Annotated in this window: 11 protein-coding genes and 1 rRNA gene; 7 read left to right on the forward strand and 5 right to left on the reverse strand. The window is 45.1% G+C overall.

What is annotated here, in order from left to right:
- Positions 1-109, forward strand: a 5S ribosomal RNA gene (gene rrf / locus E0D71_RS07900); the annotation flags it as partial.
- A 902-nt stretch (positions 110-1,011) separates the two neighbouring features.
- On the opposite strand, the gene E0D71_RS07905 is transcribed toward rrf, so the two are convergent.
- Together E0D71_RS07905 and E0D71_RS07910 are read right to left on the reverse strand one after the other, a co-directional pair.
- Positions 1,012-2,289, reverse strand: coding sequence for a hemolysin family protein (locus E0D71_RS07905; RefSeq protein WP_133002783.1), 1,278 nt, complete (start codon positions 2,287-2,289; stop codon positions 1,012-1,014).
- Between the two features lie 239 nt (positions 2,290-2,528).
- On the reverse strand, positions 2,529-3,488 hold the full coding sequence (locus E0D71_RS07910) for a LysR family transcriptional regulator (protein WP_133002784.1): 960 nt from the start codon (positions 3,486-3,488) through the stop codon (positions 2,529-2,531).
- Positions 3,489-3,595: 107 nt separating this feature from the next.
- Here E0D71_RS07910 and E0D71_RS07915 point away from each other — a divergent pair, with 107 nt between their 5' ends.
- Positions 3,596-4,492 carry a DMT family transporter gene (locus tag E0D71_RS07915; protein WP_133002785.1) on the forward strand — a complete coding sequence of 299 codons (897 nt, stop codon included), beginning with the start codon at positions 3,596-3,598 and terminating at the stop codon, positions 4,490-4,492.
- Here E0D71_RS07915 and E0D71_RS07920 read toward each other — a convergent pair.
- The gene (locus tag E0D71_RS07920; protein ID WP_133002786.1) at positions 4,474-5,079 is read right to left on the reverse strand and encodes a TetR/AcrR family transcriptional regulator; all 606 of its coding nucleotides are present in this window, start codon (positions 5,077-5,079) and stop codon (positions 4,474-4,476) included. The genes E0D71_RS07915 and E0D71_RS07920 overlap by 19 nt on opposite strands.
- 121 nt (positions 5,080-5,200) lie before the next feature.
- Between E0D71_RS07920 and E0D71_RS07925 the strand changes: the two genes are divergently transcribed.
- On the forward strand, positions 5,201-7,222 hold the full coding sequence (locus E0D71_RS07925) for an NADPH-dependent 2,4-dienoyl-CoA reductase (RefSeq protein WP_133002787.1): 2,022 nt from the start codon (positions 5,201-5,203) through the stop codon (positions 7,220-7,222).
- Positions 7,223-7,264: 42 nt separating this feature from the next.
- Here the strand turns inward: E0D71_RS07925 and E0D71_RS07930 are convergent, their stop codons facing one another.
- Positions 7,265-8,584 (reverse strand): DUF2254 domain-containing protein, encoded by a 1,320-nt coding sequence (locus E0D71_RS07930; RefSeq protein WP_243712021.1) that lies wholly within the window; start codon positions 8,582-8,584, stop codon positions 7,265-7,267.
- A 146-nt stretch (positions 8,585-8,730) separates the two neighbouring features.
- Positions 8,731-9,255, reverse strand: coding sequence for a hypothetical protein (locus E0D71_RS07935; RefSeq protein WP_133002789.1), 525 nt, complete (start codon positions 9,253-9,255; stop codon positions 8,731-8,733).
- A gap of 322 nt (positions 9,256-9,577) precedes the next feature.
- On the opposite strand from E0D71_RS07935, the gene iscR reads away from it, so the two are divergent.
- From iscR to sufD, 4 genes are all read left to right on the forward strand, one after another.
- Positions 9,578-10,069: a Fe-S cluster assembly transcriptional regulator IscR gene (gene iscR, locus E0D71_RS07940; RefSeq protein WP_133002790.1), complete on the forward strand. Its 492-nt coding sequence runs from the start codon at positions 9,578-9,580 to the stop codon at positions 10,067-10,069.
- A 64-nt stretch (positions 10,070-10,133) separates the two neighbouring features.
- Positions 10,134-11,570: a Fe-S cluster assembly protein SufB gene (sufB, locus tag E0D71_RS07945; RefSeq protein ID WP_133002791.1), complete on the forward strand. Its 1,437-nt coding sequence runs from the start codon at positions 10,134-10,136 to the stop codon at positions 11,568-11,570.
- A gap of 13 nt (positions 11,571-11,583) precedes the next feature.
- Complete coding sequence (gene sufC, locus E0D71_RS07950) at positions 11,584-12,369, forward strand: Fe-S cluster assembly ATPase SufC (protein WP_133002792.1); 786 nt, start codon at positions 11,584-11,586, stop codon at positions 12,367-12,369.
- A 3-nt stretch (positions 12,370-12,372) separates the two neighbouring features.
- Positions 12,373-13,632, forward strand: a complete 1,260-nt coding sequence (sufD, locus tag E0D71_RS07955) for a Fe-S cluster assembly protein SufD (RefSeq protein ID WP_133002793.1) — start codon at positions 12,373-12,375, stop codon at positions 13,630-13,632.
- Positions 13,633-13,643: the final 11 nt, after the last annotated feature.

Genomic DNA, 13,643 nt, shown 5'->3' on the forward strand with positions numbered 1-13,643 from the left:
GATCATAGAGACGTTGAACCACCTGATCCCATCCCGAACTCAGAAGTGAAAAGCGTCATCGCCGATGGTAGTGTGGGGGATCCCATGTGAGAGTAGGTCGTCGTCAAGCTTATAATTAAGAAAGCCCTGATAGCTAACGCTGTCAGGGTTTTTTTTATGCCTGAAATAAATGCGAGAGCATAACCCTCCACACCCGTGTGGGGCTCTTATGAAGGAACGCATGTGAGAGCGGATTATCGTCAAGCTTATAATTAAGAAAGCCCTGATAGCTAACGCTGTCAGGGTTTTTTATGCCTGAAATAAATGCGAGAGTCCCGCAAGGGGATAAGCATAGGTCGTCGTCAAGCTTATAATTAAGAGAAGCCCCATCCTGCTACGCAGGGTGGGTTTTTTTCGTTCTAGCGTTGTAGTTTAAACAGAATTTCTTGTTCTTCCATTTGCTTGCGCCATTACTTTCTAAAGAGCCAAGCTCGACGCGTCAGCGGCTCTCTAAAGATACGGAAAAACAAGAACCTCTACACTGATTGCGCATACCGTCCGCAGGGTCAGACCCCTTAAAAAGTCGCACAGCGTCCAACCAGCCACATCTCTTGATGTTTAAGGGTTCTGACCCTAGTCGTAACCGGCAAACTAGCTGGGCATTTGAAATGCTCTAATCAAGACTGCTCTAATCAAGACAGGCATATATAAAAGTTAATGAATACAGTGCTTTATGTTTTCATCGAGATTGCTCTAATCAAGACAGGCATATATAAAAGTTAATGAATACAGTGCTTTATGTTTTCATCGAGATTAATCACGCCAGATGTGCAGGGTCAGACCCCTTAAAAAGTCGTACAGTGTCCAACCAACCACATCACTTGCTGTTTAAGGGCTCTGACCCTAGTCACAACCGGCAAACTGGCTGGGCTTTGCATACCGTCCCAAGAAGTGTGTCTCGCGCTTTAATAGGCTCTAAACCTAGCCGTAAGTGCTGGACGCATTCTGACCCCTTTTACTTCAGGTCAGCTTCTATGACACTCTGGTCACCAGCAATTGCTCAACCCGAATGCCGTCTAGATCTAATACCTCAAATTTGAAGTCTTGGTAGACAAAGGCATCGGTTCGTTTTGGAACGCGTTTTAACTGGTGAATTACAAATCCTGCGATTGTTTCGTATTGATTTCGGTCTGGGAAGGTTTCGATCTCCAAGCTACGCATGACATCGCTAACAGGCGTAAGTCCTTCAATGAGCCATGAGTTGCTGTCGCGTTGGACGATTTGTTCTTCGTCTTGCGGGGTGATTAGGTCGCCCATGAAGCTGCTGAGTAAGTCTTTCACTGTCACTAAGCCGACGACTGTTCCGTACTCGTTCACTATCACTGCAAAGGGCTGAGGAGCGACTTTAAACGCATTCAACGCTTCGGAGAGGGTTAGTGTTTCCGGTAGGTAGAAAATGTCTTTATCGATCTGCGCTGGCGCTATGCTGGCGGGTTCTCCTTTGAGTACCATCCGCAGTATTTCCTTCGATTCAATTACCCCTAAAATTTTATCTAAGTTGCCGTCGCATACTAAAAAATCATTATGCGGGTGCTCGATGATTTTTTGACTGATGTCTGCGCTGCTTTCTTGCGCGTCAAAATAAATGATTTGTTCGCGGGGGGTCATCGCGCTGCCGATCGTAAGGCTGTCTAATTCAAACACATTACCAATGAGTTGATATTCTTGCTTTTGCAAGCTGCCGTCTTCTGCACCAGCGTCCATCATAGCGACAATATCTTCTGTTGTGACTAATTCTTCGCGCTTAGTTGGCAGGTTTAGAAGGCGTAGTATGGCATTGGTCAAACCATTAAATAAAAACACCAGAGGTGTCAGGATAAGTGTAATCCAGCGCATGGGGGTGACCATTTTGATGGCCACTGCTTCTGGCATTATGATGGCTAGGCGTTTAGGTAATAAATCTGCAAACAAGATAAACAAAGAAGTTAGGCATAAGAAAGATAAGGTAAAGCTAATTTGTTCTAATAAGTGGCCCTGATACACTAGGCTGATCAGTCGCTTCATATGTGGGGTGAGTGCTTGCTCACCGATAATGCCACCCATTATAGATATGCCATTCAGTGCAATTTGAATCATCGCAAAAAATGCGCCAGGGTTCTGCTGTAATGATAACACCGCATCTGCTTTGTTATTGCCATCTTCTGCCATCATCCGCAGTTTAATTTTTCTGGCTGCTGCCATGCCAATTTCCGCCATCGCAAACATTGCACTGAGCATAATCAGCAGGCCAATTCCCAATAAATCACTCATAACCACCTCATACATAAAAAAACACTTGAAGCCGTGTTTTGGCACAGTGGAAAAGCGCTGTGAGAATACCCATTGACGACATTTTCTAAATAGAAAACAGTCGCATTATAGAAGTAAATGCACGCTGAGCAACTATTAAAAAGAGATTTAAAATAGGCATAGAGAAAGCCTTATAAACACAGGCTTTTGAGACCTTTTGGGGGATTTTTCAGATCTTTTCTAAGCGTGATTTTTACTTTCTACGGCCAAAGATTCGTTGCTTGGGTATGTGTATTTAGGGCGCTTGCTTCGTTGATAATCCATTGCTTAATTTCCTTGATCGCGGTTTCATTTCGTCTGGACGTTTTGTATGAAAAGAAAAAGTGCTCATGGGTCTGGATATGGTGTGTTGGAATTCTCACTAATGGGCTGTTTGTGTCCTTTTCGTTAAACATGTAGTCATTCACTAGGGCGATGCCGAGGGAGTGTTTGGCAGCTTCATAAGCCAATAGTAAATGACTAAATTTGTGGAATTTAACATTGCTAGGAATGGCTGAGTTTCGTTCTAGAAACCAGCTCCGCCAGTCTTCCGTATACTCCTTATAAATACCGTAAGAAGTGATGAGCGGGAAACCTTCTAGTAGCTCAGGCTTGCTTTTAAGTTGTTCTTTTAGCTCTTCTGATGTCAAGTTAAGGGTGTTTTTGATCTCTTGATAAAAAGCGTGGCTGCAAACAGGAAATAAGGTTTCCTGATATAAAAGAGTCGACTCGAACCCTCTTTTTTCTTGGTCTGTGGTGATAAAGCAATCTGCTGTTTTGTCAGATAGCTCGGGGGCCCCGTGAGTCATGGTGATGGTTATGTCTAGATTAGGGTGCTTATGTTGTAAGTCTGATAAGCGTGGCATTAGCCAGCAAACAGCAAAAGAACTGTAGACAGCGATTCTTATCTTGGTGTCTTCTTCCCCTCGTATTTGGTTGCTGGCCCGAGCAATATGAGACAGAGAGCTACTGATGGCGTCGAGGTAGTTTTTACCTTCTTGTGTCAGTGTGAGATAGCGTCCTTGGCGCTGAAATAAGCTTTCCCCAAGATAATCTTCGAGCGCTCTAATTTGGTGTGATACGGCGCTTTGGCTGACGTTCAGCTCTGCGGCCGCTCGAGAGAAGCTATTTAATCGAGCGACGGACTCAAAAACGGGTAAGGCTTTTAGTGGCGGAAGCATTTTATTATCCAAAAAACTAATAGTTAATCAGGATATATCATTTTATTGGTGTCGTAATCAATATTACACTGCTGCGATCAGTAATCTTGTTTATACGGTGAGCGGTTATGTCAGGGCGTACTATTGGAAGTGCTATTTTCATTCTTGTATTAGGGAATTTGTTTGCAACTTTCTGTGATGTATTTATCAAGCTTGCAGGAAGTAATGTGCCGATATTCCAGTTTACTTTTATGCGATTGGTGATGATTTGTATCGTATTAACCCCGCTTGCAATAAAGCACGTTTCATCCGACTGTTTTGCAGGATTCAAGTTGCATTTTATCAGAGGGAATCTGTGGATTTTGGCGAGTATTCTGTTGATAGTTTCATTGTCTGAATTGCCATTAGCGACGGCCAATGCGGTATTTTACATTGCCCCCATCTTAATCGTTTTGTTTGCCGGTATATTTTTTAAAGAGAAAATTACCCTAGGTGTTATGTGTGCGGCTTTGTCTGGTTTCATGGGGGTGCTTATTATCTTAAGGCCAACCGATATTAACTGGGGCATGATGAGTGCCGTTTTGTTTGCCGTTGTATTGGCGACAAACAGTTTGCTCATTCGTAAATTGCCAAAAGAACAGAATTTATTTTTTGGCTTGTTCGTTATGCACCTATGTGCTTTGCCAGTATCTGCAGGTCTAATGCTGTGGGAGGCAGAACCACTAAACTTTGATGGCTTTAGCTATGCGATGGGGTCGGCGATGTGCTCTATTTTATACAGCTTAGCGTGTCTAAAAGGTTATCGTTATGTTGCATCAAGCCAGGTGAGCAGTGCCGAATACTCAGGTTTAGTGTTTGCTGCGTTACTAGGTTGGTTGATGTTCGGTGAGTCTATCGATGTGTTTTTAATAATTGGCACTCTGTTTATTGTTCTACCCTTGGTGCTGTTAAGTCATAGGGATATGAAAAAACGCAAGGCAGAAGAGCGTTTGTCTGTGGTTCGCGCTCAGCTTGATGCAGGCTGAGTAAGCGTTTGGATCATTTGTTCTGTCATGGCTTGAATGTCATTTCGATCTAAATAGATACCATCAATGAGTAATCGGCTTAATCCGTGCAAGCTAGCCCAGCTGGCTTGCCCGACTCTTAAAGCGGAATTGTTGCTGGGTAATACCCTGTCTTCTTGAAGCTGCTCTACCCAGTCCAACCAGCGTTTAAAAGTCTGCTTTGATGCGTCTTTTAGGCTGCTCGTTGGCGTTCCTGTTTTCCAAATCAAGCGTCCATACATGAGGTCATACACTTCGCGTTGGGTGTCCGCAAATTCAATGTACTGATAGACATAGCGATGAAAGCGCTTTTCGGATGCTTCATGGCTGGAGAGTAGTGATTGCAGCCTGGCCTCTTGCGCTTTGAAGCCAGCTTCAGCAATGGCGCATAAGAGTTCATTTTTGTCTTTAAAGTGGTGATAGGGTGCGGTCCTAGACACCCCCACTTTGTCGGCTAATTTGCGCATGGATAAGCCCTCGACGCCTTCTTCTTGAAGTATGTCTGAGGCCGCTTTGATAAGGGAGCTTATCAGGTCGCCGTGATGGTAGGTTTTCTTTTGAATTGTCATGTGAAGATTAAAACGTCTAATCTTGACAGTGTCAAAATAAAATTCTATCTTGACGTTGTCTAGATTTGGTTTTACACCATTTCCAAATGAACAATAACAATATAAAAGCTGGGCAGCCTATATGAGTCATTCACAGTATCCGCATCTCTTTACCCCTTTAGATCTGGGGTTCACGCAGTTAAAAAACCGCATCATCATGGGGTCAATGCACCTTGGGTTAGAGGAAATGAAAGGGGGATTTGAACGCATGGCCGCGTTTTATGCTGAGCGGGCAAAAGGCGGTGTTTCTCTTATTGTGACTGGCGGTATAGGGCCTAATTCTGAAGGCGCTGTGCACGCAAGTGCCGCGTTGATGGCATCGCAAGCGGATGCAGAAAATCATCGGGTGATTACTCAAGCGGTGCATGATCAAGGCGGTAAAATCTGCATGCAGATCTTGCATACAGGTCGTTATGCTTACAACCCTAAACTGGTCGCACCTTCAGCGCTACAGGCACCGATCAATCCATTTCCACCGCACCCACTTAGTGATGAAGAGATTTATCAACAGATTGATGACTTTGTTAATGCCGCAGTGCTTGCTCAAAAAGCAGGTTACGATGGTGTTGAAGTCATGGGCTCTGAGGGGTATTTGTTAAACCAATTTGTGGTATCTAGAACCAATCATCGAGAGGATGGCTGGGGTGGAGAGTATGAACATCGTATTCGTCTACCTGTAGAAATTGTCCATCGGATTCGTCAAGCGGTCGGCGACGAATTTATTATTATCTACCGTTTGTCTATGCTCGATTTGGTTGACCAAGGCAGCAACCTTGAGGAAATTATTCAGCTGGGTTTGGCCATTGAAAATGCCGGTGCTTCGATTATTAATACTGGCATAGGCTGGCATGAAGCAAGAATCCCAACCATAGCGACTAAGGTGCCTAGGGCAGCGTTTACTTGGGTGACGGCAAAGCTAAAAGAATCGTTAAATGTGCCTCTGATCACGTCAAATCGGATCAATATGCCGGATGTGGCTGAGGAAGTATTAGCACGAGGCGATGCGGATCTTGTTTCTATGGCGCGTCCTTTTCTGGCCGATCCTGAGTTCGTTGAAAAAGCAGAGCAGCATAGGGCGGATGAGATCAATACCTGTATTGGTTGTAACCAAGCCTGTCTTGATCATGTGTTCGCCAATAAGCTGACATCGTGTTTGGTAAACCCAAGAGCCTGCCATGAGACAGAGATATTGATCACACCGGCAGAAGTGAAAAAGCGCATTGGCGTGGTTGGTGCAGGCCCTGCCGGATTGGCATTTGCAACGACAGCGGCGAAGCGTGGTCATGATGTGACGCTATTTGATGCCGCCAATGAAATTGGTGGGCAGTTTAATATTGCTAAGCGCATTCCTGGTAAAGGTGAGTTCTATGAAACCTTGCGTTATTACCAGCGTCAATTAGAACTCACCGGTGTGACCGTTAATTTGAACACTAAAGTGGATAGCGCTGTACTCAGCCAATATGACTTTGATGAGGTGGTATTGGCGACGGGAATATTGCCTCGTGATTTGGATATTGATGGCATTGAACACCCAAAAGTATTGAGTTATTTGGATGTGATGAACGGGCACCCAGTTGGTAAACGGGTGGCGGTTATTGGTGCTGGCGGCATTGGTTTTGATATTAGTGAGTACTTGATCCATGAAGAGGCCAAGCCCCAATTAACCATCCCGGCGTTTATGAAGCAATGGGGGGTCGATATGACGTTTAGCGCGCGTGGCGGTGTGGAAGGGGTAAAACCTCAATTTACGCCAGCTGCCCGAGAGGTATTTTTACTGCAGCGTAAGAAATCCAAAGTCGGGGCGAAGCTTGGTAAAACGACCGGTTGGATTCATCGCGCCGAATTACTCAAAAAAGGCGTAACCATGCTTCCTAGTTGCGAGTATCAAAAAATCGATGACGAAGGGTTACACCTATCCGTTGCGGGTGAAGCGCAATGTTTGGCGGTTGATAACGTGGTCATTTGCGCGGGCCAATTACCCAATCAAACGTTAGCGAATGCACTCAATCGTCCGGTTCATCTTGTTGGTGGGGCGGATGTCGCTTCTGAATTAGACGCTAAGCGTGCGATCAAACAGGGCACCTTGTTGGCGTGTTCTTTGTAGCTATTAGGCTAATGACTCGCGATGGCAGTCACTAGGATTACATTAACCGTCGCTTTGCAATAATTCATTTAGATGTTGTAAGCGACTGTTGATTTTTTCTCTATCAAGGTCAATGAAGTTTTGTTGCTTTAACCCGTGTTCGATCATGTGTTTTTGGTGACGGACAAAGGCCCAATGGGAGGGTTCGCGAGCTTGTTCAGCGATGCAGGCTAGCCCTTCTAATTGGCGTAAGCACACCGCTAAGCAGTTTGGCGAGTACTGGCGTATTTGGTCATACGCGGTGTTTGCGAGCCCTTCAAAAGACGTTACTTTGTAATTTATGCGCTTAACTCCTTCGCGGTCAAACGCGATGCCTTGTGGGAACGTCTCCTGGGTAAGGTCGCAAATCATGGCGGTAAGTTTGTCGACACAGGCGATGGCTGAGTAGGGGTCATTGATGCCCGGAGACAGGGCTCTTAATGCGATTTCGACTAATTGATCGACGGCAAATTCAGGGTCCTGTATTGGGGTTCGTTTGGAACCGAATGTGAAGCAGTCGTGTAAGCTTTTTTCGTCGACAATGGACAGTTCCTTGATTGTTGAGCGCATGCTTGTCTTGCGATTGACGACAAAGTCTCCAGGAGCCACAAGCACTTCAAGATAACCATCTAGTTTACTCATTAAGGCGGTTAATTGATCGTAGTTGATGGCTTGCACATAACCGCATTGAGGGCTTTTTAATAGCAGGGGCGAGGCGCTTTTTGTTGCTATATGATCGTCTTGGGTTGTGCTTTCCTTTTCTTTTTGTTGATCAAAGATTTTCTCGATGCTGTTTTGCAGTTCTGAATAAACGTTGTCGATAATGTGGTCTGATTGGAGATTCTGAGCAACGTGATGAATGAAATAGATGAGCAAAAGAATGCCAAACAGCGTCATCATTGCGGCGCCAGCGATGCTTAAACCTGGTAGAAAAGCTGGCTCGGCGAAGTTGTCTGTCATGCGGGTTAAAATCAAACAATAAACAAACAGCGAGATAAACACTCCTAGTACAACTTGAGTGCTGATGTCTTCCATGAAATTGCGGATGAGCCGCGGGCCAAACTGAGAAGAAGCATTGGTCAGGGCCACTATGGTAATGGAAAAGGTGATACTCACGACTGTCATCACGCTACTGGCAATGGTGGTGAGCAGGCTGCGAATAATGTCAGGGTCTGAATGATAGAGGAAATGCAGCCAATGAGTACGATGAAGGTCGCTGTATAGATCAATACTGAGCAATAGTGCACAAGTAAACAGAGTGCCTAATAAAATCAAGCAAGGGGTAAACCAGAAGCTGGTTTTGACGGCATCATAGGTTTTTAGCAGTTGAGTGCTGTTTATCATCGACAACAAAAACGCCCCTTACTCTGTAGGTTATGTGTGGTTAAGGAGGGAACGAGAAGTGCACTTGCCTCGGTGTGTGAATACCCCCGTTTTTAGTGGCAAGGCGCTGGGTCGCTACATGCCTCTACATGCCTTCATGAGTCCAGTTATTTTTTCTCATTAGGTTCGCCTGTTTTTAATAGTTTTAACAAATCTTCTCTTTCTAGGCTGCCTTTAAGCGCTAAATCCAATTGGTATTGGTATTTGTTGTTCCAGTCGCGGGTGCCAGAAGTGAGTTTCGTCAGGTCTTCCATCGCGGCTTTCATGACTTTGAGATAGGCTTGAATGTTATTTTCTTGGTCTATCAAGATATTCTTCAGGGCGGTTGAACTGCTGTGTCGTAAATACAGTTTTAATATATCGTTCTCTGCTTTTACCGCTTGAATGGCTTGATTCTGTGAGGCAATGGATTCTTGTAGAGAGCTTAGCTGTTGCTTTAGGTTATTTTCCGGTTCTTCGGTGGCGACTTGAGTGTCCTTCGGCATGAGAAAATACGTAGTAGCAACAGACGCGGCCACGCTAAAAACAAAGCAGAGAAAAAAAGCGAGTAGGGTCTTTCTGCTTTTTTTGCTGGGAGCACTGTCGTTGCTTGCTTCAACTTCGGCCTTCGCGGCGTCTTTTTTATTTGCCATGTTTTCCTCCAATGGTGCCCTTGTGTGATGGTTGGCGCTTACATTGTTCTATCGGCACCTTGCACTGAGATTTTAGTGTCGTCAAGGTTATGGCTGTTTATTGTGTTTTACAGGGTGTTTCTTTGCCAATTGTTGAAATGTTGAGAATTCAAGGCATTGTTCGAGTCAGTGGTTTAGTTTTTCCTTTACTCCACGTAAAATACGCGCACCGAGATATTGGGATGAATTAATAACCTACTAAAATACTCAGGTAAATACTTGATCAAAACAGTAGGTTTTGTGTATTATTTGTTCTGAATAAATACTCTTAATTGGATAGCTTATGCGCCTGACAACAAAAGGTCGTTATGCCGTAACCGCCATGCTTGATTTGGCGTTACATTCTGATCACGGCCCTGTGTCGTTATCCGATATCTCTAATCGACAAGCAATCTCTTTATCTTACTTAGAGCAACTTTTTGCAAAATTGCGTAAGCAAGCATTGGTGACCAGTGTGCGCGGTCCTGGCGGAGGATACCGTTTAAGCCGAGCTCGTGATGAAATCTTTGTTGCGCAGATTGTTGATGCTGTAAATGAATCTGTCGATGCGACTGGCTGCAAAGGGAAAAGCGATTGCCAGGGCGGCAACACTTGTCTTACACACCATTTGTGGTGTGATTTAAGTGACCAAATACATGATTTCTTAAATCAAATTAGTTTAGAGCAATTAGTGCGGCGAAATGACGTTCGACAGGTTGCTGAACGGCAGAATTCAGAGGGTCGTCAAGCGGCGCGTTCGAGTGAAGATAAAATCAGCGCGGCTATTGTTGGCTAGAGCGACGTAGAAAATTGGTGTGTTTATACCAACGCACCTGTTCCGATAAAAAGTGAGTTTTAATATGACTGAGCAGATAGATAAAGCGCTGGCGCGAGAATATGAAGCCGGGTTTGTGTCTGATGTGGAATCAGAAACGTTTTTGCCAGGATTGGATGAAGATGTCATTCGCCGTATTTCAGGAATGAAGAACGAACCTGAATGGATGCTTGAGTGGCGCCTGAGTGCATTTCGTGAATGGCTAGAGATGGAAGAGCCGGATTGGGCTCATGTGGATTACCCTAAAATCGACTTCCAATCTATTTCTTACTACTCTGCACCAAAAAGTATGAAGGACAAACCTAAGTCATTGGACGAGGTTGACCCTGAACTACTGCGTACCTACGAGAAACTAGGTATTCCTCTCATTGAGCAGCAAATGCTGGCTGGTATTGCGGTCGATGCGGTTTTTGACTCCGTATCGGTTGTTACCACCTTTCGTGACAAGCTAGAAGAAGCGGGTGTTATTTTCTGTCCGATTTCAGAAGCCATTCAAAAATACCCAGAGCTAGTGAAAAAGTACCTAGGTAGTGTGGTTCCGAAAAAAGACAACTATTTTGCAGCGCTAAACTGTGCGGTCTTTACCGATGGTTCTTTTGTGTACATTCCAAAAGGCACGCGTTGCCCAATGGAATTGTCGACGTATTTCCGTATTAATGAACAAAACACCGGTCAATTTGAGCGTACCTTGATTATTGCCGACGAAGGCAGTCATGTGAGCTACCTAGAAGGTTGTACCGCGCCTCAGCGTGATGAAAATCAATTGCACGCCGCGGTGGTTGAGTTGGTTGCGTTGGACGATGCTGAAATCAAATACTCAACGGTACAAAACTGGTATCCAGGCGATGAAGACGGTAAAGGCGGTATTTTTAACTTCGTTACCAAACGAGGCATTTGCCATACCAATGCCAAAATTTCTTGGACACAAGTAGAAACCGGTTCTTCTGTTACTTGGAAATACCCAAGCTGTATTTTGAAAGGTGACAACAGTGTTGGTGAGTTCTACTCCGTTGCCCTGACTCGTGGACGCCAGCAGGCGGATACGGGTACCAAGATGATTCACCTTGGTAAAAATACTCGCTCGACCATTATCTCTAAAGGTATTTCAGCGGGTAAGAGTAACAACAGCTACCGTGGCCTAGTTCGTATGAACCCAGGCGCGAAAGGCGCTCGTAACTTTACCCAGTGTGACTCCTTATTGATCGGCGATCAATGTGGCGCCCATACCTTCCCTTATATTGAAAGCCGTAATCCATCGGCGATCATTGAGCATGAAGCGACGACGTCTAAAGTCAGCGATGAGCAGATGTTTTTATGTCGTCAGCGAGGCTTAGACCCAGAAAAAGCGGTCTCAATGATAGTGAATGGCTTCTGTAAGGAAGTGTTCAAAGAATTACCAATGGAATTTGCCGTTGAAGCGGGCAAGTTACTAGAAATTAGCCTTGAAGGCTCTGTAGGTTAAGGAATTATTGAAGATGTCGAACACGAACAGTTTGTTGACGATCAAAGACTTGTACGCCAGCGTTGAAGATAAGCAAATCATCAAAGGGCTTAATCTAGACATTAAACCAGGCGAAGTTCACGCAATTATGGGCCCAAATGGTGCCGGTAAAAGTACTCTAGGTTATGTGCTATCTGGCCGTGACGGTTACAGTGTGGATGGCGGCAGCGTTGCGTTAGCTGGCCAAGATTTGTTGGAAATGGAAACAGAAGACCGTGCCCGTGCCGGACTTTTCTTGGCTTTCCAATACCCAGTTGAAATCCCTGGTGTGAGTAACCTTGAGTTTCTTAAAGCCTCTGTCGATGCGCAGCGTGAAGCGCGTGGCGAAGAAGCGATTACGTCTGCGGAGTTCTTGAAAGAAGCTAAAATCGCTTGTAAACAAGTGGATTTGCCAGTGTCTTTCTTGAAGCGTGGCGTTAATGAAGGCTTCTCTGGTGGTGAGAAAAAACGTAACGAATTAATGCAAATGCTCCTGCTTAAACCAAAACTGTGCATCCTAGATGAAACAGATTCTGGTTTGGATATTGATGCTTTGCAAGTGGTTGCTGAAGGCGTTAATAGTCAGCGTTCTGCGGATCGCAGCTTTATTGTTGTGACCCATTACCAGCGTCTTTTAGACTACATTAAACCGGACTTTGTTCATGTATTGTCTGATGGCAAAATTGTCAAAAGTGGCGATGCTTCTTTGGCGCATGAGCTAGAAGCACAAGGCTACGCTTGGTTGCAAAAAGCACCAGCTGAAGACGAGCTAGAGGGGTAATGCATGAGTGAATGGTTAGAAAGCGCCATTACTCGAGCGCAAAATCTTGATGATTGGCTTGCTCCTAAACGTGCGCATGCTCTTGAGTTACTAGCGCAAACGAAATGGCCTACACGTAAGACGGAAGCGTGGCGTTATACGCCGCTGCGTCCTGTTGAACGAACTCAAGCGGGCGTTGTTTCTCATGACGTCGATTTGTCACCAGAAGCAATTACTGGGCTTACAGCGATTGAATTGGTGTTTGTGAATGGCAAATTTGATGCAGCACAATCCACTAAAGAGCTACCAGCAGGCTTGCTTGTTTCTTTAGGTCGAAACCTAGACGCTACCCAGCAAGCCGCGGCGTTAAATGCGTTTTCTGCTATTAAACCTGAGCGTCATTTGTTTGGTTTGGTGAACGATGCATTAGCAGAAGATGTGATGATTGTCTCTGTTGCGCAAGGGGTTGAGATTGCTCAGCCGATTCGCATTAGCTCGTTATTGAGTCAAGGGGCAGAGTCCCATACTCGTGTTCAAGTGTCGCTTGCTGACGGTGCTCGTTTGACTGTGATTGAAGACATTCAATCACAAGGTGACACATTAAGTACCGCGTTTGTTGAATACGATATTGCGGCCAATGCGTACTTGGAGCATTACCGTTTTGCGTTGCAAACTGGCAGCAATGTTGCCATTGGTGGCAGTCACTTTAATTTGAGTGATAAATCGAAAATGCACAGCAGCATTGTTGGTTTTGGCAGCGACTTGTCGCGCTTAGATACCGACATCATCCATGGGGGTGAGTTTGCGGACGCTAAGCTGAATGCGATTTACCTGCTCGATGGTAAAGAGTTGTTTGACCTTCATGCGACGGTTGAGCACGCGATGCCTAACGGTACGACCGAAGAGAACGTACGTTGCATCGTCGCTGATCGTGCTCGCGCGGTGTTTAATGGTCGAATTCACATTCATCGTGATGCTCAAAAAACGTTAGCCGCGTTGAATAACCGCAATTTGTTGATGTCAGACAAAGCGGAAATTAATACTAAGCCTGAGTTGGAAATCTACGCTGATGATGTGCGTTGTGCTCATGGTGCGACGGTTGCAGAGATTGATAAGCAAGCGCTGTATTACTTGCAAACACGTGGCGTGAGTCGTTCAAAAGCTCAGGTGATGCTCAACTTTGGTTTTATTAACGAGTTGATTGATTTAATGCCAAATGCGGCGTTGGCGGAGTGGGTTCGTCCTATTATTCGTGAACGTTTTGCGCAAATGGAAGTGAAGTAAGCGAGAAACGA

This window comes from Marinomonas sp. KMM3893, assembly GCF_004352855.1.
GTDB lineage: Bacteria > Pseudomonadota > Gammaproteobacteria > Pseudomonadales > Marinomonadaceae > Marinomonas > Marinomonas arenicola.